23 protein-coding genes and 1 other RNA gene are annotated in these 25022 nt (G+C 67.9%); 19 read left to right on the forward strand and 5 right to left on the reverse strand.

Annotation, left to right across the window (positions count from 1 at the left end; genetic code table 11):
- Window positions 1-282: 282 nt before the first annotated feature.
- The 4 genes from Mspo_RS06750 to Mspo_RS06765 all read right to left on the reverse strand — a co-directional run bounded on the left by Mspo_RS06750 (window position 283) and on the right by Mspo_RS06765 (window position 2450).
- Window positions 283-585, reverse strand: a complete 303-nt coding sequence (locus tag Mspo_RS06750) for a type II toxin-antitoxin system RelE/ParE family toxin (protein ID WP_159728118.1) — start codon at window positions 583-585, stop codon at window positions 283-285.
- Between the two features lie 4 nt (window positions 586-589).
- Window positions 590-850, reverse strand: a complete 261-nt coding sequence (locus tag Mspo_RS06755; RefSeq protein WP_159728120.1) for a type II toxin-antitoxin system ParD family antitoxin — start codon at window positions 848-850, stop codon at window positions 590-592.
- Window positions 851-1058: 208 nt separating this feature from the next.
- A complete protein-coding gene (locus Mspo_RS06760) occupies window positions 1059-1457 on the reverse strand; it encodes a carboxymuconolactone decarboxylase family protein (RefSeq protein ID WP_159728122.1) in 399 nt (132 codons plus the stop codon).
- A 93-nt stretch (window positions 1458-1550) separates the two neighbouring features.
- Window positions 1551-2450 (reverse strand): LysR family transcriptional regulator, encoded by a 900-nt coding sequence (locus Mspo_RS06765; protein WP_159728124.1) that lies wholly within the window; start codon window positions 2448-2450, stop codon window positions 1551-1553.
- 99 nt (window positions 2451-2549) lie between these two features.
- Between Mspo_RS06765 and Mspo_RS06770 the strand changes: the two genes are divergently transcribed.
- Window positions 2550-3476, forward strand: coding sequence for an alpha/beta fold hydrolase (locus tag Mspo_RS06770; protein ID WP_159728126.1), 927 nt, complete (start codon window positions 2550-2552; stop codon window positions 3474-3476).
- 124 nt (window positions 3477-3600) lie between these two features.
- Here the strand turns inward: Mspo_RS06770 and Mspo_RS06775 are convergent, their stop codons facing one another.
- On the reverse strand, window positions 3601-4797 hold the full coding sequence (locus tag Mspo_RS06775) for a beta-ketoacyl synthase (protein WP_256366349.1): 1197 nt from the start codon (window positions 4795-4797) through the stop codon (window positions 3601-3603).
- A gap of 387 nt (window positions 4798-5184) precedes the next feature.
- On the opposite strand from Mspo_RS06775, the gene rnpB reads away from it, so the two are divergent.
- The 18 genes from rnpB to ftsA all read left to right on the forward strand — a co-directional run bounded on the left by rnpB (window position 5185) and on the right by ftsA (window position 25002).
- Window positions 5185-5579: RNase P RNA component class A (gene rnpB, locus Mspo_RS06780), an RNA gene on the forward strand.
- Window positions 5580-5926: 347 nt separating this feature from the next.
- A complete protein-coding gene (gene rsmH / locus Mspo_RS06785) occupies window positions 5927-6937 on the forward strand; it encodes a 16S rRNA (cytosine(1402)-N(4))-methyltransferase RsmH (RefSeq protein WP_159728128.1) in 1011 nt (336 codons plus the stop codon).
- Window positions 6937-7323 (forward strand): hypothetical protein, encoded by a 387-nt coding sequence (locus Mspo_RS06790; protein WP_159728130.1) that lies wholly within the window; start codon window positions 6937-6939, stop codon window positions 7321-7323. The genes rsmH and Mspo_RS06790 overlap by 1 nt, the downstream gene beginning before the upstream one ends.
- Window positions 7320-9077, forward strand: coding sequence for a penicillin-binding protein 2 (locus tag Mspo_RS06795; protein ID WP_159728132.1), 1758 nt, complete (start codon window positions 7320-7322; stop codon window positions 9075-9077). Before Mspo_RS06790 ends, Mspo_RS06795 begins: the two co-directional genes overlap by 4 nt.
- Complete coding sequence (locus tag Mspo_RS06800; protein WP_159728134.1) at window positions 9077-10528, forward strand: UDP-N-acetylmuramoyl-L-alanyl-D-glutamate--2,6-diaminopimelate ligase; 1452 nt, start codon at window positions 9077-9079, stop codon at window positions 10526-10528. The genes Mspo_RS06795 and Mspo_RS06800 overlap by 1 nt, the downstream gene beginning before the upstream one ends.
- A complete protein-coding gene (locus Mspo_RS06805) occupies window positions 10525-11943 on the forward strand; it encodes a UDP-N-acetylmuramoylalanyl-D-glutamyl-2,6-diaminopimelate--D-alanyl-D-alanine ligase (RefSeq protein ID WP_159728136.1) in 1419 nt (472 codons plus the stop codon). Before Mspo_RS06800 ends, Mspo_RS06805 begins: the two co-directional genes overlap by 4 nt.
- 14 nt (window positions 11944-11957) lie before the next feature.
- Window positions 11958-13040, forward strand: a complete 1083-nt coding sequence (mraY, locus tag Mspo_RS06810; RefSeq protein WP_159728138.1) for a phospho-N-acetylmuramoyl-pentapeptide-transferase — start codon at window positions 11958-11960, stop codon at window positions 13038-13040.
- Window positions 13041-13044: 4 nt separating this feature from the next.
- Complete coding sequence (gene murD, locus Mspo_RS06815) at window positions 13045-14469, forward strand: UDP-N-acetylmuramoyl-L-alanine--D-glutamate ligase (protein ID WP_159728140.1); 1425 nt, start codon at window positions 13045-13047, stop codon at window positions 14467-14469.
- Window positions 14466-15629: an FtsW/RodA/SpoVE family cell cycle protein gene (locus tag Mspo_RS06820; RefSeq protein ID WP_159728142.1), complete on the forward strand. Its 1164-nt coding sequence runs from the start codon at window positions 14466-14468 to the stop codon at window positions 15627-15629. The genes murD and Mspo_RS06820 overlap by 4 nt, the downstream gene beginning before the upstream one ends.
- Complete coding sequence (gene murG, locus Mspo_RS06825; RefSeq protein ID WP_159728144.1) at window positions 15626-16753, forward strand: undecaprenyldiphospho-muramoylpentapeptide beta-N-acetylglucosaminyltransferase; 1128 nt, start codon at window positions 15626-15628, stop codon at window positions 16751-16753. The genes Mspo_RS06820 and murG overlap by 4 nt, the downstream gene beginning before the upstream one ends.
- Complete coding sequence (murC, locus tag Mspo_RS06830; RefSeq protein ID WP_159728146.1) at window positions 16750-18156, forward strand: UDP-N-acetylmuramate--L-alanine ligase; 1407 nt, start codon at window positions 16750-16752, stop codon at window positions 18154-18156. The genes murG and murC overlap by 4 nt, the downstream gene beginning before the upstream one ends.
- Window positions 18157-18379: 223 nt before the next feature.
- Window positions 18380-19300 (forward strand): UDP-N-acetylmuramate dehydrogenase, encoded by a 921-nt coding sequence (gene murB, locus Mspo_RS06835; protein ID WP_159728148.1) that lies wholly within the window; start codon window positions 18380-18382, stop codon window positions 19298-19300.
- A 13-nt stretch (window positions 19301-19313) separates the two neighbouring features.
- Entirely contained in the window at window positions 19314-20834 is a 1521-nt protein-coding gene (locus Mspo_RS06840; RefSeq protein ID WP_159728150.1) for a hypothetical protein, read from the forward strand.
- Window positions 20835-21128: 294 nt separating this feature from the next.
- The gene (locus Mspo_RS06845; RefSeq protein ID WP_159728152.1) at window positions 21129-21365 is read left to right on the forward strand and encodes an AbrB/MazE/SpoVT family DNA-binding domain-containing protein; all 237 of its coding nucleotides are present in this window, start codon (window positions 21129-21131) and stop codon (window positions 21363-21365) included.
- A gap of 31 nt (window positions 21366-21396) precedes the next feature.
- A complete protein-coding gene (locus Mspo_RS06850) occupies window positions 21397-21768 on the forward strand; it encodes a type II toxin-antitoxin system PemK/MazF family toxin (protein ID WP_159728154.1) in 372 nt (123 codons plus the stop codon).
- The gene (locus tag Mspo_RS06855) at window positions 21765-22700 is read left to right on the forward strand and encodes a D-alanine--D-alanine ligase (RefSeq protein ID WP_159728156.1); all 936 of its coding nucleotides are present in this window, start codon (window positions 21765-21767) and stop codon (window positions 22698-22700) included. Before Mspo_RS06850 ends, Mspo_RS06855 begins: the two co-directional genes overlap by 4 nt.
- Entirely contained in the window at window positions 22697-23692 is a 996-nt protein-coding gene (locus Mspo_RS06860) for a cell division protein FtsQ/DivIB (RefSeq protein WP_159728158.1), read from the forward strand. The genes Mspo_RS06855 and Mspo_RS06860 overlap by 4 nt, the downstream gene beginning before the upstream one ends.
- The gene (ftsA, locus tag Mspo_RS06865; protein ID WP_159728160.1) at window positions 23689-25002 is read left to right on the forward strand and encodes a cell division protein FtsA; all 1314 of its coding nucleotides are present in this window, start codon (window positions 23689-23691) and stop codon (window positions 25000-25002) included. Before Mspo_RS06860 ends, ftsA begins: the two co-directional genes overlap by 4 nt.
- The last annotated feature ends 20 nt before the right edge of the window (window positions 25003-25022 follow it).

Raw genomic sequence — 25022 nt, forward strand, 5'->3', positions numbered from 1 at the left:
GCCCGGGTTTCTGCAATTGCGCGAGCCCCGGAAAATTATCGGATCGACGCTTCATCAAAACCGCGACAGAATCGTTTGCAGGACTCGCCGTCCTTGCGAGGAGCGAAGCGACGAAGCAATCTGGAGCCGCAGCGCGAAATCTTCGCGAGAGACCGCCTCACGGCTCTGGATTGCTTCGCTCCGCTCGCAATGACGCTGCGGCGCGATCTCGGCTCATCGAGCTCGGCGCGCCGACGCTCCGGGCGTCCGTCGCGACTCGCGCGTCGCCATGACTTTCCCATGTCATTCCGGCGTCCATTCGATCGCCGTGAGATCGCGGGCTCCATCGACGATGCGCACGATCTGCGCTCCGTATTCGGTCTCTCGATAGAGCGCCAGCCAACGGTCGATGACAAGCGTCCGCGCGTCGGACGCGATGTCGGGTCGCGCCGGGCCGAGCTGCGGGTGTTGCTTCAGGCGCGCACAGCTCTGCTCGATGCGGTCGAGGACCGTATCGGCGAAGGTCTCGGAATTCCGTCCGGAAATGTAGAGCCAAATATCGAAAAGATCGTCTCGCGCGCGGCGCGTATAATGAAGCTCCCCCACGCGCTCACGCTTTGGCGGGCGCTTTCCGCGCGCGCGCTTCCTTCTTCAAGGCGGCGAAATCCAATTCGCCGGCGTCGCCGCTGTCGACGCCCTGCTTCCACGCTTTGCGCAGCAGGCGAAGCCTCTCCGCTTCCTGTTTTTCGGCCTTCTCCATGAGGCGCAAGGCTTCGCGGACGACCTCGCTGGATGAGCTGTAGCGCCCGCCCGCGACCTTGGCCTTGACGAACTCGGCCAGCTCGTCGGTAAGGGACACGTTCATATTCATGGGGCGCCTCCTCGCGAGGCATTATGACACGAAGGCGGAGGAGTGGCAAAAATTGCTATTCTCAGCCATTGGACTCCCGCCGTCCTTGCGAGGAGCGAAGCGACGAAGCAATCTGGAGCCGTAACGCGAAATCTTCGCGAGAGACCGCCTCGCGGTTCCTGGATTGCTTCGCTTCGCTCGCAATGACGCGGCCCGAGGTTTCTCGCCCTCACCCCGCCTCATATTCCGCGTCCACCTCCACGCCGAGCGCGGTGACGAGGCGGTTCGTCTCCGACGCCATGCCGACGATCGCCAGCAACTCGTGGAACTCCGCTTCCGTCATGCCCTTGGCGCGCGCGCTCGCCGTGTGGGAATGGATGCAATAGGCGCAGCCATGGGCGATGGAGACGGCGATATAGAGCATCTCCTTCACCTTCGGGTCCAGCACGCCCGGACCCATCACCGCTTTGACGCTCTCCCAGGTGCGCTTCAGCGTGATGGGGTCATGCGCGAGGGCGCGCCAGAAATTATTGACGAAATCGCTTTTGCGCGTGGCGCGAATATCGTCGAGGACGGCGCGCGCCTCGGGCGAGAGCTCGTCGTCGGCGAGCAGAGTGACTGTGGCCATGACATGTCGCTTTCTGTTTGTGGATCACATTCTCTTCACGAATCGAATTTTTCAGCTTCGTCCCGATCGGCTCGCGCATGGAGCGTAAGCGGATCAGAAAATCCCTTCGACGCGGCGCAGAGCCGGCGCGGCGAAATCCACGAAGGCGCGCACCGCCGGCCGCAGGAATTTCGCCGAGGGATAGACGAGGAAGAATTCGCTCGGCTCTATCTCATACTCCGGCAGGACGCGGATCAGCGCGCCGCTGCGCAGCTCTTCGGCGACGAGAAGCAGTTGCGCGGTGGCGACGCCGCGGCCGGCGCGCAGCGCCTGGACGAGAACCTGCGCGCTGTTCGTCGCGAGCTTCGGCCGCAGGGCGATGTCTTTCGTCGCGTCGCCTTTGCGCAGGCGCAGCGCGCCATTGCGCAGCGAGGCGTCGGTGACGAGGAGATCATGCGCGCCAAGATCGGCGGGCGCGCGCAAAGGCGCGGCGCGCGCGAGATAGGCGGGGGCGGCGACGAGAATGCGCCGGCTGAAGCCGATGCGCTTTTGGATGAGCGCCTGCTCGCTCGGCCGGCCCATGCGCAGCGCGACGTCGAAATTCTCGAAGATGAGATCGACCGCGCGATTTTCGAGCGAGAGAGCGACGGCGACGGCAGGATGCGCGTCCTGAAACGCCATGACGATCGCATGCAAATGGCGTTCGCCGATGCAGCTCGGGCAATGCAGGCGCAATTCTCCGCAGATCGCGGCGCCCTCGCCGCGCAGGCTCTCGAGCGCCGCCTCTATGGCCGCGAGCGGAGCGCTGGCGGCCTCATAGAGCGCGAGACCTTGGCGCGTCGGGCGCAGCGCGCGCGGGCCGCGCTCGAAGAGACGCGCGCCCGCATGGGCCTCGAGATTGCGCAGCAGCTTGCTCACGGCGGGCTGCGACACGCCGAGATCGGCGGCCGCCGCCGTCATCGAGCCGCGCTCGACGATGCGGACGAAAGCGCGGAGGGCGGCGGCGAGGTCCATGCATAACTTTCGGTTATGATAATCGTCTCATTCCAGTCGATAGACGCATGGCGGACGATCGGCAACTCTCTCGCAACGCGATCCGCGAGGAGAGAGACGATGACGATCGACAGACGCGCATTTCTGGCCGCCGCCGGAGCGGCCGCCGCGCAGGGATTTGGGCGGGCGCAGGCGCAGGAGCCGGGGCTCTTGCCGCGAGGCGCGGAGAGCCGCTTTCTCGAGGTCGGCGGGGTGCGGCTGCATCATGTCGTCCTCGGCGCGGGGCCGGCGGTCGTGCTGCTCCATGGCTGGCCGCAGACATGGTTCGCCTGGCGCGCCACGATGGAGCGCCTGGCGCGCCGCTTCACCGTCGTCGCGCCCGATCTGCGCGGCCTCGGCGTGTCGGAGCGTCCGCCCTCCGGCTATGACAAGCGCGCCGTCGCCGAGGATATCGCCACGCTGATCGATCGCGCCGCGGGCGGGCGGGCGCATGTGGTCGGTCATGACATGGGCGGCAAGGCGGCCTATGTGCTCGCATTGCTGCGCCCCGAGAAGGTGGAGAGGCTCGTCCTCGTCGACTGCCTCCTGCCCGGAACCGAGAATATGGACGCGCGGCGCGGCGGCGCCTGGCATTATGGATTTCACATGGCGCGCGATATTCCAGAGCTGCTGACGCGCGGGCGCGAGAGGGACTATATCGCCGCGCAGATTCGCGCCTGGTCCTACAGGAAAGACGCGGTGAGCGAGGCGGCGATCGAGGAGTTCACGCGCCATTATGCGAGGCCGGGCGCTATGACCGCCGGCTTCGACTATTATCGCGCGCTTCCCCAGGACGCGCTTCTCGTGGCGAGCCTTTCGGATCGCCGGCTCGACATGCCGGTGCTGGCGATCGCCGGCCGCCATGGCGTCGGGCCGCAGCTCGCCGAGGCGCTGGCGCCGCAGGCGCGCGCGCTCTCCTCCGTCATCGTCGAGGAGAGCGGCCATTTCGTCGCCGACGAAGCGCCGGAGGTTTTTTGGCGCGAGGTGGAGGGGTTTCTCGGCGCGTGATCCGGACCAGACGATAACTACCCCGGTCGTCCTTGCGAGGAGCGAAGCGACGAAGCGATCCAGGGGCCGCGCCACGGCTCTGGATCGCTTCGCTCCGCTCGTGATGACGGCGCCCTATGAGTTGTCACGCCCGCCGCACCACCAGCACGGCGTTGATGCCGCCGAAGGCGAAGGAGTTCGACATGGCGGCGCGGATCGGGACGCGGCGCGCCTCATGCGGCACGGGGTCGACGGGGCATTTGGGGTCCGGCGACTTGAAATGGATCGTCGGCGGGGCGAGCTGCTCGCGCAGCGCGAAGATCGTGATCGCGAGCTCGAGCGCGCCGGAGGAGCCCAGCGCATGGCCGTGAATCGGCTTCGTCGAGGAGACCGCCAGACGCGATCCGCGCTCGCCGAAGACGCTCAATATGGCTTCCGACTCGGAGATGTCATTGGCGTAGGTGCCGGTGCCATGGGCGTTGAGATAGTCGATGTCGTCGGGCGAGAGCCCGGCGTCCGCGAGCGCTTGGCGCATGGCGGAGGAGGGACCCTCGACATTGGGCCGCAGCGGATCGAAGGCGTCGCTCGTCGTGCCATAGCCGGCGAGCTCGCAGAGGGGCTCGTGGCCGCGCTGACGCGCGAGCTCTTCCGTCTCCAGCACGAAGATCCCGGCGCCTTCGCCGAGAACGATGCCGTTGCGCCCGGCCGAGAAGGGCCGGCAGCAGTCCGGCGTCAGCACGCGCAGCGCTTCCCAGGAGCGTAGCGAGCCATTGATGACGGCCGCCTCCGCGCCGCCGACGATGGCGCGGTCGGCCGCGCCGGAGCGGATGATCTGCAGGCCGACGCCGATCGCCTGGCTCGCGGAGGCGCAGGCGCTGGCGATGGTGAAGGTCGGGCCGTTGCAGGAATAGCGCATTCCGAGCATGGTCGGCGCCGCGCTCGGAATGAGGCGCGGCACGGTCAGCGGATCGGCGCGCTCGCGGGAGTTGTATTCCTTATAGGCCTCGTCGTCGATCGTCTTGGACCCGCCTATGCCGGAGCCGATGACGACCGCCGTGCGCGGCCCGCCCATGTCCTTGCGGCCGAAGCCGGCCTGCGCCAAAGCTTCGTCCGCGGCGACCACCGCATATTGGGTGAAAGGGTCGCAATAGGGCAGAATCTCGGGCTCGAGATGGGCGGCCGCGTCGAAGTCCGGCACTTGCGCGGCGATCTTGATGCGCCCGCCATAGGGGCGCTCGAGCTTCAGCGGGCGGACTTGGCAGCGGCCGTCGCGGGCCGCCTCCCAAAGCGCCTGCGCCCCGACGCCGGCCGCCGATATGGCGCCCATGCCCGAGACGACCACGCGTCTCGTATTTTCTTTCCCCGCCGTCGCCAATGTCGATATTCGCTCCGCTGCAGCCGTCTCCGGCCCATGGTCCGACCGCTCGGACGATAGCCCTTTTTGCCGTCACGGTCGCCTCGGGCGCAAGCCGGAGACCGGCATTTTTCCCGGAAAGGCGCGCGACGCGGCGCCGCATGAGCATGTATCACTATGGTTTACAAGGGTGTTTCATGTAGGCGTACGTATGTCTACGGCGCTGCGCGCCCCGGCTGGTCTGCGTCATTCGAATTGAAGGACCAGAAGGCCCCTCCCTCACCCTCTCCCGCGTAGCGCACGTAGCTGGGAAGGGGGCGCGAGCCGTAACGCCAGTCTTGACCTTCCCGGCCGGCCTTCCTATTCCCTCATCAGCCAGTCGGCTGGATGGCCGCTGTCCCTCGAGGACAGAGGAAAGTCCGGGCTCCACGGAGACACGGCGCCGGATAATGTCCGGCGGGGGCGACCCCAGGGAAAGCGCCACAGAAAGCAAACCGCCGCAGCCCTTCGGGCGCGCGGCAAGGGTGAAAGGGTGCGGTAAGAGCGCACCGCTCGGGCGGCGACGTTCGAGGCATGGCAAGCCCCGCCGGGAGCAAGACCGAATAGGGGCGACTGGAAATAGCGATATTTCCCGGCCCGTCTCCGGGCCGTCGCCCGGGTTGGTCGCTAGAGGCGGCACGCAATTGCCGTCCCAGAGGAATGGCCATCGCGCGCGGGAGGGGCGACCCGACCGCGCCATACAGAACCCGGCTTATAGGCCGACTGGCGATTTTTTGGCGGTCGGCAGTCGGCAGTGGGCAGTCGTCCCACTGCCTACTGCCCATTGCCCCCTCGCCGCGTCAACACTCCCTTAACCCTGACGACGCCTAATGATCGCCAGCGCCGCGTCGCCCGCGCCGTCTCCGTCGCCCCGGTCATTCATGATATGCGTTGTTGTTCAGAGCGATCACACGTCTTCGCGGGAAAAGGCGCGCCCTCTTCGCGCGCGTGTCCGCGCGTTCGGCGCGCCTGCGGGCTCGGCGCGCGGCCGCGGCGACGCCACATATCCGCTGCGGGCGGCTCCGGCGGATGCGGGGCGGCGAAGCGGCGCGGCTTCGGGATCGGATGGAGGGGCGAGATGACCGCGGGCGGCGCTGAGCGGCATGTTCCCGTGCTGCTCGAGGAGGCGGTCGCCGCCCTCGCGCCGCGCCCGGGCGGCGTCTATCTCGACGCCACTTTCGGCGCCGGCGGCTACACGCGCGCCCTGCTGGCGCACGAAAATACGCGCGTGCTGGCGCTCGACCGCGATCCGAACGCGGTGCGCGGCGGCTATGGGCTGGTCGAGGCCGCGGGGGGGCGGCTGACGCTGGTCGAGGCGCGCTTCTCCGAGCTCGCCGAGGTCGCCGAGCGCATGGGGCTCGCGCCGCTCGATGGAATTGTCGCCGACATAGGCGTCTCCTCCATGCAATTCGACGAGGCGGCGCGCGGCTTCTCCTTCCGCAACGACGGGCCGCTCGACATGCGCATGGAGGGGCGTGGGCAGAGCGCCGCCGACATCATCGCCGAAGCGGATGAGGAGACGCTGGCCGATATTCTGTATCATTACGGCGAGGAGCGCGCCTCGCGCCGCATCGCCCGCGCCATCGTCAAAGCGCGCGAGCAGGGCCGCATAGAGTCGACGCGCGCACTGGCGCAGATCATCGAGCGCGCCGCGCCCGGACGGCCGGGCGACATTCATCCGGCGACGAAGAGCTTTCAGGCGCTGCGCATCGCCGTCAATGACGAGCTCGGCGAATTGGTCGCGGCGCTCGGCGCCGCCGAGCGCGTGCTCAAAGCCGGCGGACGGCTCGCCGTGGTGACGTTTCACTCGCTCGAGGACCGCATCGTCAAGCAATTCCTCGCCGAGCGGTCGGGCCGCGGCGAGACGCGCTCGCGGCGCCTGCCGGGCGAGCCGGTTCCGCCGCCGCCGACTTTCGTCAGCGAAGGACGTCAGCCGGTGACGCCTTCGGAGCGGGAGATCGCCGCAAATCCGCGCGCGCGCTCCGCCAAGCTGCGCTTTGCGATGCGCAGCGAGGCGCCGGCGCGCGCGATCGACGAGACGCTGGCGCGCCTCGCGCGCCTGCCGGAACGCGCGAAAGGGAGACGCTGATGCTGCGCTTTCTCAATGTCTTCGCCATTCTCGCGCTGATCGGCTCGGGCTTCTACGCCTATTCGATCAAATATCAGACGATGCTGCGGGCCGAGCAGATCAACAAGATGAAGCGCGAGGCCAAGAGCGAGCGCGACGCCATCGCCGTGCTGCGCGCCGAATGGGCCTTCATGACGCGGCCCGAGCGCATGCAGGAGCTCGCCGACAAATATCTCGATCTGAAGCCGCTCGCCGTCACGCAGATCGCGAGCGCGCAATCGCTGCCGGAAAAGCCGGAGCGCATCGACTCGATCGGCCGCAAGCTGGACGCGCTCGGCCTCGGCGGCGCCGCGACGACGCCGGCGGCGAGCGAAGCGCCGACGACGCCGAAAGGAAAGACGCGATGACGACCGCTGGCGCCGAGCGCGCGACGAGACGCCCGCGCGGGCTCGACGGGCTGCTCTCCACTTCGCTCGGCAAGACCGGAACGCGCATGCGCATCGTCGCGGCCGGCTTCTTCTGCCTCTATCTCGGCATAGGCGCGCGGCTCGTCGTCATCGGCTTCAAGCCCGATCCGACGACGATGCGCCGCGCCTCCGGCGAAACCATCGCCGCCTCGCGGCCCGACGTGCTCGACCGCAACGGCGAAATTCTCGCGACGGATGTGAAGACGATGTCCGTCTTCGCCGAGCCGCGCCGCCTCATCGACAAGGACGAGGCGACCGAATTGCTCACCGCTGTTCTGCCCAATCTCGACGCGCGCGATCTGCGCGAGAAGCTCGCCTCGAAGAAAGGCTTCGTCTGGGTGAAGCGCGAGGTGACGCCCAAGCAGCGCGACGAAGTGTTCCATCTCGGACTGCCGGGCGTCGGCCTCGTGCCGGAGAACAAGCGCGTCTATCCCAACGGCCCGGCCGCCGCCCATGTGCTCGGCTATGTCAATATCGACAACGCCGGCATAGCGGGCATAGAGAAATATATCGACGGCCAGGGTCTCGCAGACCTGCATGACGCGGGCTTCAGCCTGACGCCCGAGGAGCTGAAGCCGATCTCGCTGTCGGTCGACATAAAGGCGACGCATGCGGTGCGCGACGAGCTCGAGAAGGGCATCGTCCACTTCAAGGCCAAGGCCGGCGCCGCGGCGATCGTGGACGTCAACACGGGCGAGGTGGTCGCGCTCGCCTCGCTGCCGGATTACGATCCGAACAAGCCGCCGGACATGCACGATCTGACCTATATCAATCGCATGAATGTCGGCGTCTATGAAATGGGATCGACCTTCAAGGCGTTGACCATCGCCATGGCGCTCGATTCCGGCAAGGTCAATCTCAACTCGCGGCTCGACGCGCGCGGGACCTTGAGCTTCGGCCGCTTCCGCATCCATGACTATCATGCGCAGAACCGCGCCCTGACCGTTCCGGAAGTCTTCACCTATTCCTCGAACATCGGCACGGCGCGCATGGCCCTGGGCCAGGGCGTCGAGCGCCACAAGGCGTTTTTGCGCAAGATGGGCCAGCTCACGCGCATGCGCACGGAGCTGCCCGAGAGCGCCGAGCCGATCGTCCCGAAGAATTGGGGCGAGCTCAACACGATGACCATCGCCTTCGGCCATGGTCTCGCCGTCGCGCCGCTGCAGGCGATGATGGCGGTCTCCGCGCTGATGAACGGCGGCTATCTGATGACGCCGACGTTTCTCAAGCGCAGCGAGGAGGAGGCGAAGAAGGCCGCCGTGCAAGTGGTGAGGCCCGAGACGAGCGAGGCGATGCGCTATCTCATGCGGCTCAACGCCGAGATCGGCACGGCCAAGAAGGTCAATGTCAACGGCTATTATGTGGGCGGCAAGACCGGCACGGCGGAAAAGGTGATCGGCGGCCATTATTCCAAGACGCGCCTGTTCACCACATTCATGGCGGTGGCGCCCTCGGACAAACCGAAGTATCTGTTTCTCACCATCATGGACGAGCCGCAGGGCCTGCCGGAGACGGGCGGCTACGCCACGGCCGCCTATAATTCGGGCCATGTGACGGCGCAGATCATCGAGCGCGTCGGCCCGCTGCTCGGCCTGCCGCCGCGCTTCGAATTGCCGACGCAGCCCTTCCCGCTGCTCGCCAAGCTCGGCTTCGGCCTGGCCACTATTCCCGCCCGTGGCGGGGGAGGGCATTGATGCGATTTTCCGACCTTCTCGGCGAAGCGGAAGCGGCGGGCTTGAGCGATCTCGACATCGCCGGCGTCACCGCCGACAGCCGCGACGTGCGCGAAGGCTATGCTTTCTTCGCCGTGCCGGGCCATGCCGGCGACGGCCTCGCTTATGCGTCCGACGCGAGAGCGCGCGGCGCGAGGGTCGTCGTCGCGCCGCGCGCGGCGGAGGTCGGATTGCCGCTCGTCGTGGTTTCGGACGTGCGCGCGGCGCTCGCCCATGCGGCGGCGAAGTTCTTTCCGCGCCAGCCCGAGATAATCGCGGCGGTGACGGGCACGAGCGGCAAGAGCTCGGTCGTCGATTTTCTGCGCCAGATCTGGATTTCGCTCGGGCGCGAGGCGGCGTCGCTCGGCACGATCGGCGTCGTCGACAAGCATGGCGCGCATTACGGCTCGCTGACGACGCCGGGCCCGGTCGCTCTGCATCGGACTTTGGACGCGCTCGCCGCGCGCGGCGTCACGCGCCTCGCGATGGAGGCCTCCTCGCTCGGCATAGATCAGCGGCGGCTCGACGGCGTGCGCCTTTTTGTGGGCGCCTTCACCAATTTCTCGCGCGATCATCTCGATCATCACCGCGACCTCGAGGAATATTTCGCGGCGAAGATGCGGCTCTTCGACACTCTGCTCGCGCCGGGCCGGACGGCGGTCATCGACGCCGACAGTGCTGTGGCCCCGCGGGTGATCGACATTTGCGAAAAGCGCGGGCTGACGATCTACGACGTCGGCGAGAAGGGGCGCGCCATTTCGCTGCTCGACGCGAAAGCCGACGCGCTCGGCTCGAATTTGCGACTGTGCTGCGGCGGCGAGACATTCGGCGTCGCTCTTCCGCTCGCCGGCGCTTTTCAGATCTCCAATGCGCTGGTCGCGGCCGGCATGGCGATCTCCTGCGGCGAAACGCCGGCGCAGGTGTTCGCGGCGCTGGAACAATTGCGCGGCGCGCCGGGGCGGCTCGAATTCATCGGCGCGCGCGACGGCGCGCCGGTGTTCGTCGACTATGCGCATAAGCCCGACGCGCTCGACAAAGTTCTCGCCGCGCTGCGGCCGCTGGCGACGGGGCGGCTCGTCGTCGTCTTCGGCGCCGGCGGCGACCGCGACAGAGGCAAGCGGCCGCTGATGGGAGAAATAGCGGCGCGCGCGGCGGATGTCGTCGTCGTCACCGACGACAATCCGCGTAGCGAGGAGCCGGCGGCGATCCGCGCCGCCATCCTCGAGGCGGCGCGGAGCGTGCGCCGGGCGCAGGTGCATGAGATCGGCGACCGCGCCGCGGCGATCCGCGAGGCGGTGTCCTGGCTGCGCGCCGGCGACGCGCTGGTCGTCGCCGGAAAGGGCCATGAAACGGGCCAGATCGTCGGCGATCAGGTCCTGCCGTTCTCCGACCGGGCGGCGGTCGAAGCGGCCTTGCAGGGTGGAATCGAATGAAGAGCCAAGCGCTATGGACGGGGCTGGGGCTGATCGGCGCGCTACGCGCCCGCATCAGCGGCGGCCTGCCGCGCGACGCCTCCGGCGTCTCGATCGACACGCGCACGCTGACGCCGGGCGATCTCTTCTTCGCCATCAAAGGCGAGGCGCGCGACGGACATGAATTCGTGCGCGCGGCCTTGGAGCGCGGCGCGTCCGGCGCCGTCGTCGACGACGCCCACGCCGGGGAATTCAAGGATATCGCGCCGCTCTATGTCGTGCGCGACGTGCAGGAGTCGCTCGAATGGCTCGGCGCCCGCGCGCGCGAGCGCTCCTCCGCCTATGTCGCGGCGATCACCGGCTCCGTCGGCAAGACCTCGACGAAAGAGATGGCGCGGACGATGCTGTCGAGCTTCGGCGAGACGCACGCTTCCGCCGCCTCCTACAATAATCAATGGGGCGTGCCGCTCTCGCTCGCGCGCATGGCGGCCTCGGCGCGGTTCGGCGTCTTCGAGATCGGCATGAATCACGCGGGCGAGATCGCTTCGCTCGCGCCTTTCGTCGCTCCGCATGTCGCCGTGGTGACGCGCGTCGCGCCGGTGCATCTCGAGCATTTCGATTCGCTCGAGGCGATCGCCGCCGCCAAGGCGGAGATTTTCTCAGGGCTGATCGAAGGCGGCGTCGCCGTCATCAATCGCGACGACGAGACCTATGACGCGCTGCTCGAAGGCGCCGCCGCCTCCAGGGCCGCGCATGTGTTCTCCTTCGGCGAGAGCGAGGGCGCGCAGGCGCGGCTCCTCTCCTATGACGCCGAGGAGCATGTGGCCGAGGCGGAGATTTTCGGCCGGCGCCTGCGCTATTCGATCGGCGCGCCCGGACGTCATTTCGCGGTGAATTCGCTCGCCGTGCTGACGATCGCGCATATTTTCGGCATAGACATCGAGCAGGCGGCCGAAACGCTCGCCGGTTTCGAGCCGCCCGAGGGGCGCGGAAGGCGCGAGACCTTCTCTCTGCGCGGCGGGAGCTTCACGCTCATCGACGAGAGCTACAACGCCAATCCGACCTCCATGCGCGCCGCCTTCGATCTGCTCGGCGCCGAGAAGGCCACGCGGCGCGTCGCCGTGCTCGGCGACATGCTGGAGCTCGGGCCGAGCGCCGGCGAATTGCACGCCGGGCTCGCCCGCGACCTCGAGGCCGCGGGCGTCGATCTCGTCTTCACCGCCGGTCCGCTGATGGCGCGGCTCTTCTACGCCGCGCCGGAGCCGATGCGCGGCGTCCACCGCGCCAATGCGCGCGAGCTCGAGGAGGCCGTCCTCGCCGCCGTCGCGCCGGACGACGCGATCATGGTCAAGGGCTCGAACGGCTCCCGCATGGCGGGCGTCGTCGAGGCGATCCGCAGGACATTCACCGCCGTCCCGGGCGACGCGGTCCCGTAGAGGAAAACAGACGAATGCTGACGCTGCTCGCGGACTTCTCGCATCTGTTCGGTCCGCTGAACCTGTTCCGCTACATCACCTTCCGCGCCGCCGGAGCGGCGGGGACGGCGCTGTTCTTCGTCTTTTTCTTCGGCCCTTCCATCATCGACGCGCTGCGCTTGAAGCAAGGCAAGGGCCAGCCCATTCGCGAGGATGGCCCGGCCTCGCATGTGCTCACCAAAAAGGGCACGCCGACGATGGGCGGGCTGATGATCCTCTCGGGGCTCCTCGTCGCCACTCTGCTCTGGGCGAATCTGAAGAATTCCTATGTGTGGATCGTCATATTGGTGACGGCCTCCTTCGGCTCGATCGGCTTCTACGACGATTATCTCAAAGTGACGAAGCAATCGCACAAGGGCTTTTCCGGCCGCGCGCGCCTCGCGCTGGAGTTCGCCGTCGCCGGCCTCGCCTGCTATGCGCTCACCACCGTCGGCGGCGAGAACATGTCGAAGCTCGCTCTGCCGCTGCTCAAAGGCTACGCCTTCTCGCTCGGCTGGCTGTTCATTCCTTTCGGCGCCTTCGTCATCGTGGCGGCGGGCAATTGCGTCAATCTGACCGACGGCCTCGACGGCCTCGCCATCGTGCCCTCCATGATCGCGGCGGCGGCTTTCGCCATCATCGCCTATCTCGTCGGCAATTCGATCTTCTCCGATTATCTCGGCGTCAATCACGTCGCCGGCACGGGCGAGCTCACCATCGTCTGCGCGGCGCTCATCGGCTCCGGCCTCGGCTTTTTGTGGTTCAACGCGCCGCCGGCGCAGATCTTCATGGGCGACACCGGCTCGCTGGCGCTCGGCGGATTGCTCGGGACCATATCGGTCGCGATCAAGCAGGAGTTCGTGCTCGTCATCATCGGCGGCCTCTTCGTGCTCGAGGGCGCCTCCGTCATCGTGCAGGTCGCCTCCTTCAAGCTCACCGGCAAGCGCGTGTTCCGCATGGCGCCGATCCACCATCATTTCGAGCAGATGGGCTGGACCGAGCCGCAGATCGTCATCCGCTTCTGGATCATCTCCTTCGTGCTCGCCCTGCTCGGGCTCTCCTCGCTGAAGCTGAGGTGAACGCATGACGCCGGCGACGACATTCTCCGGGCGCGCCGTCGCGCTCTTCGGCTTAGGGGGCTCCGGCCTCGCGACGGCGCGCGCATTGATCGCGGGCGGCGCGAGCGTCGCCGCCTGGGACGATGGCGAGGCCGGCCGCGCCAAGGCGCGCGAGCAGGGCGTCGAGCTCGTCGATCTTTCGAGCGCCGATTGGAGCGCGTTCTCGGCGCTCGTGCTCTCGCCCGGCGTGCCGCTGACGCATCCTGAGCCGCATTGGACGGTCGCGCGCGCGCGCGAAGCGGGCGTCGAGGTGATCGGCGATATCGAGCTCTTCTGCCGCGAGCGGCAGGCTCATGCGCCGGGAGCGCCCTTCATCGCCATCACCGGCACCAATGGCAAGTCGACGACGACGGCGCTGATCGCGCATATTCTGCGCAGCGCCGGCAAGGATGTGCAGCTCGGCGGCAACATAGGCACGCCGATCCTCGATCTCGAGCCGCCGTCGGAGGGGCGCATTCACGTCATCGAATGCTCTTCCTTCCAGATTGATCTGACGCCTTCGCTCGCGCCTTCGATCGGCATTCTCATCAATCTGACGCCGGACCATATCGATCGTCACGGGGCGATGGAGAATTACGCCGCGGTGAAGGAGCGGCTCGTCGCCAGCGCCGATGTGGCGCTCGTCGGCGTCGATGATCTTTTCTCCCATGCGATCGGCGCGCGCCTCACGGAGGCGCGGCGCGAGGGCCAGCGCGTCTATCCGGTCTCGGCGGCGCGCGCGCTCGACTGGGGTTTTTTCATCGACAATCGCAAGGCGCTCTATCGCGCTGCCGGCCATGGTCCAGAGGAGACCGAGACGCTCGGCGATCTCGATGGCGCGCGCGCGCTGCGCGGCGCGCACAACGCGCAGAACGCCGCCTTCGCCGCCGCCGCGGCCTGGCATTGCGGACTGTCGGGCGAAGAGATCGCGCGCGGGCTTCTCACCTATCCCGGCCTGCCGCATCGCATGGAGGAGGTCGGGCGGCGCGGACGCGTCGTCTTCGTCAATGATTCCAAGGCGACCAACGCCGACGCGGCGGAGAAGGCGCTGCTCTCCTTCGACGAGATTTTCTGGATCGCCGGCGGCAAGGCGAAGGAGGGCGGCATAGAGCCGCTGCGCCCGCTCTTTTCGCGCATTCGCAAAGCCTATCTCATCGGCGCGGCGGCGCAGGATTTCGCCCGCACGCTGGAGGGCGCCGTGACTTGCGAGCAATGCGGGACGCTCGATGTCGCCATCGCGCGCGCCGCCGAGGACGCCGCGCTGAGCGAAGCGGGCGAGCCGGTCGTGCTGCTGTCGCCGGCCTGCGCCTCTTATGACCAGTTCGCCAATTTCGAAGCGCGCGGCGACGCCTTTCGCCTCATCGCGCGTGAACTCCATGCGCATGCGCCCATTGCCGGAGAAACCCCATGATCTCGCGCGCGGAGCGTTCCACTTTATCCGATTGGGCCTGGACGATCGACCGCTGGCTCGTCGCCGGCGTCGCGCTGTTGATCGTCTGCGGCCTCGTCTTCGCGATGGCCGGCAGCCCGCCTGTGGCCGAGCGGCTGCATCTTTCCACCTTCCATTTCGTGCATCGGCAGGTGATGTATCTCGTTCCGGCGCTTTTCGTGATGATCGGCGCGTCCTTCCTCTCGCCGCGCCATGTGCGGCGCGCGGCGATCGTCTTGTGGATCGTCTCGCTCGCGCTCGTCGTCGGAACGCTGTTCTTCGGCCAGGAGGTGAAGGGCGCGAAGCGCTGGATTTTCGGCGTCCAGCCGTCCGAGTTTTTAAAGCCCGCTTTCGTCGTCCTCGCCGCCTGGGCCTTTTCGGAAGGCGCGAAGCGCAGGGACGTGCCGGGCAATCTTCTCGCCATCGCGCTGCTGCCGGCCACTGCGGCGCCGCTGGTGCTGCAACCCGATATCGGACAGACGATGCTGATCTCGCTCGTCTGGGCCGGGCTCTTGTTCATGGCCGGCATTCACTGGTTCTGGATTTTCGGCGTCGGCGGCGCGGGCTTCGCGGGCGCGGTCGCCGCCTATAAATTCCTGCCGCATGTTCATGCGCGCGTGACGCGCTTTCTCGATCCGCAGGCGGCGGGGCAGGGCGTCGCCGACACATTCCAGGCCGACACCGCGCTCTACAGCTTCATCAGCGGCTCCTGGTTCGGCAAGGGGCCGGGCGAGGGCACGCTGAAGCGCATATTGCCTGATGCGCATACGGATACGATCTTCGCCGTCATCGGCGAGGAGTTCGGCCTCTTCGTCTGCATGGCCGTCGCCGCGATCTATGGCTTCATCGTGCTGCGCGGCCTCTATTCCGCCGCGCGCAACGACGACGCCTTCTGCGGCTTCGCGACGGCGGGGCTCGTCATGCTGTTCGGCCTGCAAGCCTCGATCAATATGGCGGTCAATCTCCAGCTGATGCCGTCGAAGGGCATGACGCTTCCCTTCATCTCCTATGGCGGCTCCTCGCTCATATCGCTCGCGCTCGGCTTCGGCTTCCTGCTCGCGGTGACGCGGCGACGGCCGCATATAGAGCCGGTGGTCGAGACCGCTCATGCGGCTCCCTCGCCCATGGGCGCGCCGGCATGAGCGAGGCTTTGATCCTGCTCGCCGCCGGCGGCACCGGGGGCCATCTCTTTCCGGCCGAGGCGCTCGCTCACGCGCTGCGCGCGCGCGGGCTCGCGGTGGAACTCGTCACCGACGCGCGCGCTTTGCGCTATGGCGGCGAATTTCCCGCGCGGGCGATGCACACGATCGCCTCCGCCACGCCGCGCGGCGGCTCGCTTCTCGACAAGGCGAAGGCCGTCGCGACGCTCGGCTTCGGAACCTTGCAGGCGCTTCGACATCTCGGCCGGACGCGGCCGCTCGCCGTCGTCGGCTTCGGCGGCTATCCGAGCGCGCCGCCGCTCTTCGCCGCCTCGCTTCTGCGCATCCCCACCGTGCTGCATGAGGCCAATGCGGTGATGGGCCGCGCCAATTCCTTTCTCTCCGGCCGCGTCGATCGGATCGCCGCCGGCTTTCCGCTCGCTGGCGTCTGCGGCGCGCTCGCCGAGAAGATCATCGTCACCGGCAATCCGCTGCGCCCCGCAGCACTCGCTGCGGCGGCGCGGCCCTATCCGGGTTTCGAGGACGGCAAATTGCGCATTCTCGTCACCGGCGGCTCGCAGGGCGCGCGGGTGATGTCGGACATCGCGCCGCCGGCGCTCGAATCTCTGCCGAAGGAGCTGCGCGAGCGCATCGAGCTGACGCAGCAGGCGCGCGAGGAAGATCTCGCGCGCGTCGCCACGGCCTATGCGCGCGCCGGGATCATCGCGCAGATCGCGCCGTTTTTCGCCGATCTGCCGGAGCGCATGGCGAGCGCGCATCTCGTCATCGCGCGCGCCGGCGCTTCGACCGTCACCGAGCTGGCGGCGATCGGGCGGCCGTGCATTCTCGTGCCGCTGCCCCATGCGCTGGATCAGGATCAGGCCGCCAACGCCGCCGTTCTGGCGAAATCCGGCGCGGCGGAGGTGGTGCGTCAATCCGATTTCACGCCGCAATGGCTCGCGGAGCGCATCGCATCGCTCGCGGCGAATCCAGAGGAATTGCAGCGGCGCGCGCAGGCGGCGAAAAGCGTCGGCGTCACCGACGCCGCCGAGCGGCTCGCCGATCTCGTGCTCGACGTCGCGCAGAAGAAAGACCGCGCCGAGACGGCGCGAGGGAGCCGCTCATGAGAATGCCGCGCCGTCTCGGCCCCATTCATTTCGTCGGCGTCGGCGGGATCGGCATGTCCGGCGTCGCCGACATATTGCTCGCGCAAGGCTATGAGGTTCAGGGCACGGACGCCGCCGACGGCGCCAATCTGCGACGCCTCGCCGAGAGGGGCGCGCGCGTGCATGTCGGCCATGACGCGAAATGGCTGGGCGAGGCGGCGGTCGTCGTCGTGTCGAGCGCGATCAAGCGCGACAATCCCGAGCTCGTCGAGGCGCGCGCGCGGCGCCTGCCGGTGGTCAAGCGCGCCGAAATGCTCGCCGAGCTGATGCGCGACAAGCGTTGCGTCGCGGTGGCCGGAACGCATGGCAAGACGACGACGACCTCGCTCGTCGCCGCGCTGCTCGACGCCGGCGGATTGGATCCGACCGTCGTCAATGGCGGCGTCATCAACGCTTACGGAACCAATGCGCGGCCGGGCGCCGGCGAGTGGATGGTGGTGGAGGCCGACGAGAGCGACGGCACATTTTTGAAGCTGCCGGCGGAAGTCGCCATCGTCACCAATGTCGATCCAGAGCATCTCGATCATTTCGGCGACTTCGACGGCGTGAAGCGGGGCTTTCGCTCCTTTCTCGAAAATCTGCCCTTCTATGGTTTCGCGGCCGTCTGCGTCGATCATCCGACGGCGCGCGAGATCAGTGGAGAGATCGAGGATCGGCGAGTCGTATCCTATGGCGAGAGCGAGGAGGCCGAGGCGCGGCTGCTCGATCTCGATCTTTCGGGCGGCGTCGCGCGCTTCTCCGTGCTGCTGCGCGATCGCGATACGCGCGAGGAGACGCGGCTCGAGGATCTGCTGTTGCCGGCGGCGGGGCGGCACAATGCGCTCAACGCTGCTGCGGCCATTGCGGTGGCGCATCGGCTCGGCGTCTCCGTGGAGAAGATTCGCGAAGGGCTCGCGAGCTTTGCCGGCGTGAAGCGTCGCTTCACCAAGACGGGCGAGTGGAACGGCGTATCCATCTTCGACGATTATGGTCATCATCCGGTGGAGATCGCCGCCGTGCTGCGCGCCGCGCGCGCCTCCACCAAGGGCAAGGTCATCGCCGTCATGCAGCCGCATCGCTACACGCGGCTGCAATCTCTGTTCGATCAGTTCGCCGCCTGCTTCGGCGACGCCGATGTCGCGCTCATCGCCGATGTCTATCCTGCCGGCGAGACGAAGATCGAAGGCGTCGACGGCTTGGCGCTGGCGCGCGCCGCCGCGGCGCAGGGGCACGGGCGGGCGCTCGCTCTGGCTTCGCCGCAGGAGTTGCCGGGCATTGTGCGCGAGATCGCGGCGCCGGGCGATTATGTGGTGTTTCTCGGCGCCGGCGATATCACCAAATGGGCCTATGCGCTGCCCCGGCAATTGGCGGAGCTCGCCCCATGACGCTCGCGCAATCTCGCAGAATGCGCGCTCCTTCTCCCACTTGTGGGAGAAGGTGGCCCTCGCGTCAGCGAGGGTCGGATGAGGGCTCATGCCGAAGCGTGAATCTCGTGATTGCGCGAGATCGCAATGCCGCGCGTAAGATCGAGGGGCCCTCATCCGACCTCGCTTCGCGAGGCCACCTTCTCCCGCAGGCGGGAGAAGGAGTCGCGCACGGAGGTTGCGGATGAGCTTTCCAGATATCTCCGCGGAAATCTCGGCGCTCATGCCCGATCTGCGCGGGCGCATCGCCGCCAATGAGCCGCTCGCGCCTTTCACCTGGTTTCGCGTCGGCGGGCCGGCGCAAATTCTCTTCGCGCCTGCCGATGAGGCGGACCTCGCCTATTTCCTTTCGCGTCTGCCGCGCGGGATTCCGGTCATGGTCATCGGTCTCGGCTCCAACCTCATCGTGCGCGACGGCGGCGTCGAGGGCGTCGTCGTGCGGCTGACCGCCAAGGGCTTCGGCGCGATAGAGGTGGAAGAGGGCGAGCGCATTCGCGTCGGCGCCGCCGTTCCGGACGTCAAGCTGGCGCGCGCGGCGGCCGACGCCGGCATAGATGGGCTCGCCTTTTATCGCGGCATTCCGGGCGGCGTCGGCGGCGCGCTGCGCATGAACGCCGGCGCCCATGGCGGCGAGACCAAGGATGCGCTGATCGAAGCGCGCGGCGTCGATCGATCGGGGACGGCGCGCGTCTTCGCCAACGCCGATCTCGGCTTGTCCTATCGCCATAGCGATGCGCCGGACGATGTGATCTTCACGCAGGCGCTCTATCAGGGCCGCAAGGGCGATCCTGCCGCGATCCTCGCCGAGATGGAGCGGATAACGCAAGCGCGAGAAGCCTCGCAGCCCATTCGCGAGAAGACCGGCGGCTCCACTTTCGCCAATCCGCCCGGCCATAAAGCATGGCGGCTCATCGACGCGGCCGGCTGCCGCGGGCTCGTCATCGGCGACGCGCAGGTGAGCGAGATGCATTGCAACTTCCTCGTCAATCGCGGCCGGGCGACGGCGGCCGACGTCGAGGCGCTGGGCGAAGAGGTGCGGCGGCGCGTTCAAGAGAAGAGCGGGATTCTCCTGCGCTGGGAGATCAAGCGGATCGGCGTCCCGTGAGCAGGATCGTCGCATGAGCGTGACCGAGAGGAGCCCCGTCGCGCGGGCGGGCGACGAGCCGGACGGACTCGCGCAAGCGCTGTCGAGCCCCCGGCTCTGCGCCGCGCTCATCCTCCTCGCCGTCGCGCAGCAGCTCCTCGGCCATATCGACTGCGACGTCTCCTGGTTCCTCACTTTCGCCGAGAAAGTGCTGGACGGCCGCGTCGCCTATGTCGAGGTGAGCGATCCCAATCCGCCGGCGGCCTTTCTCTCGCTCATGCCCGCCGTGTGGCTCGCGCGCGCGCTGGCTCTCGCGCCGGAGGCGGTCGTCGCGGCGCTGGTCTTCGCCTTCGCGGCGGGCTCGGTCGGCTTCTCCTATTATCTGCTGCGCTCGGGCGCGGCGCGCAGCCGGCGCGATTGGATGCTGCTGCTCGAGGCCGCGATCTTTCTGCTGCTGGTCGCGCCCGAAATCGTCTTCGCCGAGCGCGAGCACATCGCCTTGCTCGCGCTTTTGCCGCTGCTCGCGACGCTGGCGGCGGGGGAGGGGCGCCGACCGCCCCCGCGCTGGGCGCGCATCATCGCCGGTCTCGGCGGCGGAGCCGCGGTCGCGCTGAAGCCGCATTTCGCGCTCGCCATAGCGCTGCCGGCTCTGGCCATCGCCTGGCGCGAGCGATCTATGCGCGTTCTATGGCGGGACGCGCTCGTCGCGGCGGCGCTCGCGGCCGTGGGCGTGACGGGCGCGACGCTCCTCGCCTTTCCGGCCTATGTCACGCAGGCGCTGCCGCTCGCGCTCGAGGTCTATGGGGCGGCGCGCGACGATCTCGCCCATTTCCTCGGCCATTCGCTCGCGCTCGCCTATGCGGCGCTCTTCGCCGGCTTTCTCCTCGCCGCGCGCGGCGTCGTCCTCGGACGCGCGACGCTCGTCGCGCTTTTGTCCTCGCTCGGCTTTTTCGCGGCCTTTCTCATTCAGGGGAAGGGCTGGATGAATCACGCCTATCCGGCGCTCGTTCTGCTGCTCCTCGCCTGGACCTTTCTCGCGCTGAACGATCGCGCTCCGCCGATGGGCGCGAAACATGCGCTGATAAAATTCCTATTCCTGCCGGCGCTGCTCGCCGCGCCGGCCTATTTCGGCGTCGTGGAGCAGCTGAGCGACCGCGAGGAGCATGAGGGCCTGCTCGACGCCGTCGCGCGCGTCGCGCCGCCGCATCCGCGCGTCGCGACGATCGCGAGCCAGCTCGATTTCGGCCATCCGCTCGTGCGCCGGCTCGGCGGCGAATGGGTCGGCCGGCAGAATGCGCTATGGACGACGGCGGCGGTCGGCAAGCTGCTGGACAGGGCGGTCCCGCGGCAGCGCGCGCGGCTGGAGGCGCGGCGCAGCGCCGATCTCGCCGCCCTCGCGGACGACATTCGCGAGGGGCGGCCAGATATCATCGTCGCCGAAGATCGGGCCACGCGGGAATGGGTGCTGAAGCGGCCGGAAATGGCCGGGGCGCTCGATTCCTACAGGCTGGCGAAACATGTCGGAGATATCGAGATTTGGCGGCGGGCGGAGTGAGAGGCTGGACTTGGGCGCCGGCCGGTCTATAGTAAGGCGGTAAGGCGGTAAGGCGGTAAGGCGGTAAGACGGTTTCCGGGTTGATCGCTTCGTGAGGCGTTCGCCGCCTTCCTTCTCCCCGCTCGCGGGGAGAGGGGTGAGTAGAAAGAACGCTACTCACTACTCACCACTCACTCTTCGCGTGAGAGTGGGGAGGATGCGCCCCAATCACGCGGAAACCAAGAGGTCAAGGAGCGTGAGTGGGGGGGATGCGCCCCAATCACGCGGAAACCAAGAGGTCAAGGAGCGCGAGCCATGCCGTCCGCCAGGCGCCAGACGGTCTATTCGAAGGTTTCCGTGAAGAGCCAGACCGTGCTGCCCGCCGAGGTCCGCGAGCGCCTGCGCATCAAGCCGGGCGACCGGCTGCGCTATGTGATCGACGAGACCGGCGTGCGGATCGAGCGCGGCGCGCCGAATGAGGAAGACGATCCCTTCGCGACTTTCACCGAATGGGCGAGCGACGCCGACGACGAAGCCTATGCCGACCTTTGAGGGAGCGCTGGCCGATCCTGGCGAGAGCGAAATGACGCGCTATGCGCCTGGCGACGTGGTCGTCGTGCCCTTTCCCTATTCAGACCGCTTCGCGGAAAAGCGGCGGCCGGCGCTGGTCGTCTCGAACGACGAGGTGATGTCGGCCGGATTTCTCTGGCTCGTCATGATCACGACGGAGCAGAATTCCGGCATGGACCATGACATGCCGATCGAAGATCTGTCAGCCGCCGGGCTTTCGAGTCCGTCGATCGTGCGGCCCCTCAAGATCGCCAACGTCGAGCCCTCCCGGATCGTGCGGCGCGCCGGACGCCTCGGAGCCGAGCAGGCCGAAGCGGTGTTCGAAGCGGTTCGTTCCTTCATCGGGCGAAGATCGCCCGCCAAACCACGTAAAGGCGTCTCATGACTGCTCACGTCGCCGTTCACGTCGCCGTTCTGATGGGCGGATTCTCCTCCGAGCGAGAGGTCTCGCTGCGGTCGGGCGAGGCGAGCGCCGAGGCGCTGGAGAGCGTCGGCTATCGCGTCTCCCGCGTCGACGTCGGCCGCGACGTCGCCGAGGTCCTGGCGAAGCTCTCGCCGGACGTCGCCTTCAACGCGCTGCACGGACGCTTCGGAGAGGACGGCGCCATTCAGGGCGTGCTGGAGATTTTGCGCATCCCCTATACGCATTCGGGCGTGCTCGCCTCCTCGCTGGCGATGAAGAAGGATGTCGCCAAGAGCGTCATGGCGGCGGCCGGCGTGCCGGTTCCGCGCGGCCGCGTGCTGCATCGCCTCGAGGCCGCCAAGGCCCATGCGCTGGAGCCCCCTTACGTGTTGAAGCCGGTCAGCGAGGGATCGTCCTTCGGCGTGTTCATCGTCAAGGAGGGGCGCTCGCATCCGCCGCAGGAGCTCGCGAGCGCCGATTGGCGGCACGGCGATTACATGCTCGCGGAGAATTTCGTCGACGGCCGCGAGCTCACCTGCGCGGTGATGGGCGACCGCGCGCTCGACGTCATCGAGATACTCCCCGTGTCGGAGGACTTCTATGGTTTCGACGCGAAATACGCGAAAGGCGGCTCGAAACACGTGCTTCCGGCGAATCTTAAACAAAATATTTACCAAGAGGTCCAACAGTTGGCGCTCGAGGCTCATCGAGCTCTCGGCTGTCGCGGCGTCAGCCGCGCGGATTTTCGATACGACGATCGCCCCGGAGGCACGGGCGAGCTCGTCGTGCTGGAGGTCAACACGCAGCCGGGCATGACCGAGACCTCGCTGGTTCCCGAAATGGCGGCCCACGCCGGATATTCGTTTGGCGAGCTCGTAAGATGGATGGTGGAAGACGCGTCCTGCGATCGTTGAGGGAGCCTGTCGAGGCTCTCTTCGATGTCGCGCGTCCGCGTCCCGTCCAAACCGGCTCCATCCAAGTCGGCTCCATCCAGGTCGGCGCCTACGCCGCCCCTTACGGGAATCCCGTCGCCTCCCAGCCCGCCGAGCGGCGTCCGCGCCCGCCGGCTAGCGCCGCTCCCCGTCCGGCGCGCGGCCTGTCGCGGCTCGCCGCTCTGCCCGGAATCGGAACGGCGGCGCTCGCTCTCCTCTTCGGCGGCGTCGGCGCCGCGGGCTTCGTGCAGAACGGCGGCTATGACGAATTCGTCGCGCGCAATGGCGCGCCGCGCGACATTGTCGCGCGCGCGCTCGGCTTCTCTATCGAGGTGGTGACGATCAGCGGGCTCGGCGAGGTGAGCGAGAGCGACGTGCTCGCCGCCTCGGGCGTCAAGCCGACGCATTCGCTGCTCTTCCTCGACCCCGAGACGATCCGCGCTCGGCTGACGGCCTTGCCGCTCGTCGAGAGCGCGCGCGTGCTGAAGCTCTATCCCGACCGGCTGGTCATCGCGCTCGAGGGGCGAAGGCCCTTCGCGCTCTGGCAGCGCGACGGCCAGCTCTCGGTCGTCGCCGCCGACGGCGTCGTCATCGACGAAATGCGCGACGAGCGATTCTTGGGGCTGCCCTTCGTCGTCGGCGAAGGCGCGGAGAAGCGGCTCGACGAATATATGCGCCTGCTCGAGGCCGCCGGCGACCTCAAATCGCGCGTGCGCGCCGGCGTGCTCGTCTCCAAGCGGCGCTGGTCGCTCGACATGACCAATGGCGTCGAAGTGAAGCTTCCCGAGCAGGAGCCGGAGGTCGCGCTCGCGCTGCTGCAGCGGCTCCAGCGCGAGGCCAGGATCCTCGACAAGGATGTGATCTCGATCGATTTGCGCACGCAAGGACGCGTCGCGGCGCGCCTCTCGGAGGAGGCGGCCGCCGCGCGCGCGGCCGCGGCTTCGCGCAATTCACACAAGGGCGGCCAGACATGAAGCCACATCTCTTCCCGCCGCGAATGAAGCAGCTCGGCGCGCGCCGCAGCGCGACCATGGCCGTGCTCGACGTCGGCACGTCGAAGATCGCCTGTCTGATCGCGCGGCTGAGCCCGGTCGGCGACGGCTCCCTGCGCGGGCGCACGCATCGCGCGCGCGTGCTCGGCATCGGGCATCAGCGCTCGCGCGGCGTGAAGGCCGGCCAGATCGTCGATATGGAGGAGGTCGAGAGCGCCGTCCGCCGCACCGTGGACGCGGCCGAGCGCATGGCCAAATCGCAGATCGATTCGATCATCGTCACCGCCTCGGGCGGGCGGCTCGCCTCGCAGCATTTCGCCGCCAAGACGCGCGTCTCCTCGGGCGCCGTCCAGACCGCCGACGTGCATCGCGTGCTCGAGGCCTCCGCCGCCCATGTGACGGAGCGCGGCCGCGTCGTCGTGCATTCGCTGCCCACCGGCTTCTCGCTCGACGGCTCCGGCGGCATTCGCGAGCCGGCCGGCATGGTCGGCGGCGAGCTCGGCGTCGATCTTCATGTCGCGAGCTGCGATCAGGCGGCGATGCGCAATCTGCTCGTCGCGGTGGAGCGCTGCCATCTCGGCATAGAAGCCGCCGCCGCGGCGCCTTACGTCGCCGGCCTCGCCGTGCTCGAGGCGGATGAGGCGGAGCTCGGCGCGATCGTCATCGACATGGGCGCCGGCGTCACCTCGCTCGCGGTGTTCGCGGGCGGCGCGCTCGCGCATGTCGACGCGGTGACGCTCGGCGGCAATCACATCACCATGGACATCGCCCGCGGCCTCGACTGCCGGCTGAGCGACGCCGAGCGGCTGAAGACGCTCTATGGCGCGGCGATCTCCTCGCCGTCGGACGATCGCGAGACGATCGCCTTCGATCATGTCGGCGAGAGCGGCGAGCATCCGGCCCATGCGCCGAAGTCGCATCTCGTGCGCATCATTCGTCCGCGCGTCGAGGAGACGCTGGAATTTTTGCGCGATCGGCTGGCCGCGTCGGGCTACTCGGCTCATGCGGGGCGCCGCGTGGTGCTCACCGGCGGCGCCTGCCTGCTCACCGGCCTGCCGGAGGCGGCGCGGCGCATTCTGGGCGGCCAGGTGCGCGTCGGCCGTCCGGCCGGCATAGACGGCCTGCCCGAATCGGCCAGGAGCCCGGCTTTCGCCGCGGCCGTCGGCCTGCTCGTCTATCCGCAATTCTCGGGGCGCGAATATTTCGAGCCGCGGCGCGAGGCGGATCTGCGCGGGACCGGGACCAATGGCTACTTCTCTCGGGTCGGACAATGGTTGAGGGACAGTTTCTAGAGGATTTCGAGCAAGGAGAG

This window comes from Methylosinus sp. Ce-a6, assembly GCF_009811655.1.
Taxonomy (GTDB): domain Bacteria; phylum Pseudomonadota; class Alphaproteobacteria; order Rhizobiales; family Beijerinckiaceae; genus Methylosinus.

Bases quoted from the DNA above. Each gene is read 5' to 3' on its own strand.
- Mspo_RS06845 (WP_159728152.1), top strand. From the start codon at position 21,129: ATGCCGTCCGCCAGGCGCCAGACGGTCTATTCGAAGGTTTCCGTGAAG.
- murD (WP_159728140.1), top strand. From the start codon at position 13,045: ATGACGCCGGCGACGACATTCTCCGGGCGCGCCGTCGCGCTCTTCGGC.
- Mspo_RS06855 (WP_159728156.1), top strand. From the start codon at position 21,765: ATGACTGCTCACGTCGCCGTTCACGTCGCCGTTCTGATGGGCGGATTC.
- Mspo_RS06760 (WP_159728122.1), bottom strand. From the start codon at position 1,457: ATGGCCACAGTCACTCTGCTCGCCGACGACGAGCTCTCGCCCGAGGCG.
- murG (WP_159728144.1), top strand. From the start codon at position 15,626: ATGAGCGAGGCTTTGATCCTGCTCGCCGCCGGCGGCACCGGGGGCCAT.
- murB (WP_159728148.1), top strand. From the start codon at position 18,380: ATGAGCTTTCCAGATATCTCCGCGGAAATCTCGGCGCTCATGCCCGAT.
- Mspo_RS06765 (WP_159728124.1), bottom strand. From the start codon at position 2,450: ATGGACCTCGCCGCCGCCCTCCGCGCTTTCGTCCGCATCGTCGAGCGC.
- Mspo_RS06840 (WP_159728150.1), top strand. From the start codon at position 19,314: ATGAGCGTGACCGAGAGGAGCCCCGTCGCGCGGGCGGGCGACGAGCCG.
- Mspo_RS06805 (WP_159728136.1), top strand. From the start codon at position 10,525: ATGAAGAGCCAAGCGCTATGGACGGGGCTGGGGCTGATCGGCGCGCTA.
- murC (WP_159728146.1), top strand. From the start codon at position 16,750: ATGAGAATGCCGCGCCGTCTCGGCCCCATTCATTTCGTCGGCGTCGGC.
- mraY (WP_159728138.1), top strand. From the start codon at position 11,958: ATGCTGACGCTGCTCGCGGACTTCTCGCATCTGTTCGGTCCGCTGAAC.
- Mspo_RS06820 (WP_159728142.1), top strand. From the start codon at position 14,466: ATGATCTCGCGCGCGGAGCGTTCCACTTTATCCGATTGGGCCTGGACG.
- Mspo_RS06800 (WP_159728134.1), top strand. From the start codon at position 9,077: ATGCGATTTTCCGACCTTCTCGGCGAAGCGGAAGCGGCGGGCTTGAGC.
- Mspo_RS06755 (WP_159728120.1), bottom strand. From the start codon at position 850: ATGAATATGAACGTGTCCCTTACCGACGAGCTGGCCGAGTTCGTCAAG.
- rsmH (WP_159728128.1), top strand. From the start codon at position 5,927: ATGACCGCGGGCGGCGCTGAGCGGCATGTTCCCGTGCTGCTCGAGGAG.
- Mspo_RS06790 (WP_159728130.1), top strand. From the start codon at position 6,937: ATGCTGCGCTTTCTCAATGTCTTCGCCATTCTCGCGCTGATCGGCTCG.
- ftsA (WP_159728160.1), top strand. From the start codon at position 23,689: ATGAAGCCACATCTCTTCCCGCCGCGAATGAAGCAGCTCGGCGCGCGC.
- Mspo_RS06795 (WP_159728132.1), top strand. From the start codon at position 7,320: ATGACGACCGCTGGCGCCGAGCGCGCGACGAGACGCCCGCGCGGGCTC.
- Mspo_RS06770 (WP_159728126.1), top strand. From the start codon at position 2,550: ATGACGATCGACAGACGCGCATTTCTGGCCGCCGCCGGAGCGGCCGCC.
- Mspo_RS06850 (WP_159728154.1), top strand. From the start codon at position 21,397: ATGACGCGCTATGCGCCTGGCGACGTGGTCGTCGTGCCCTTTCCCTAT.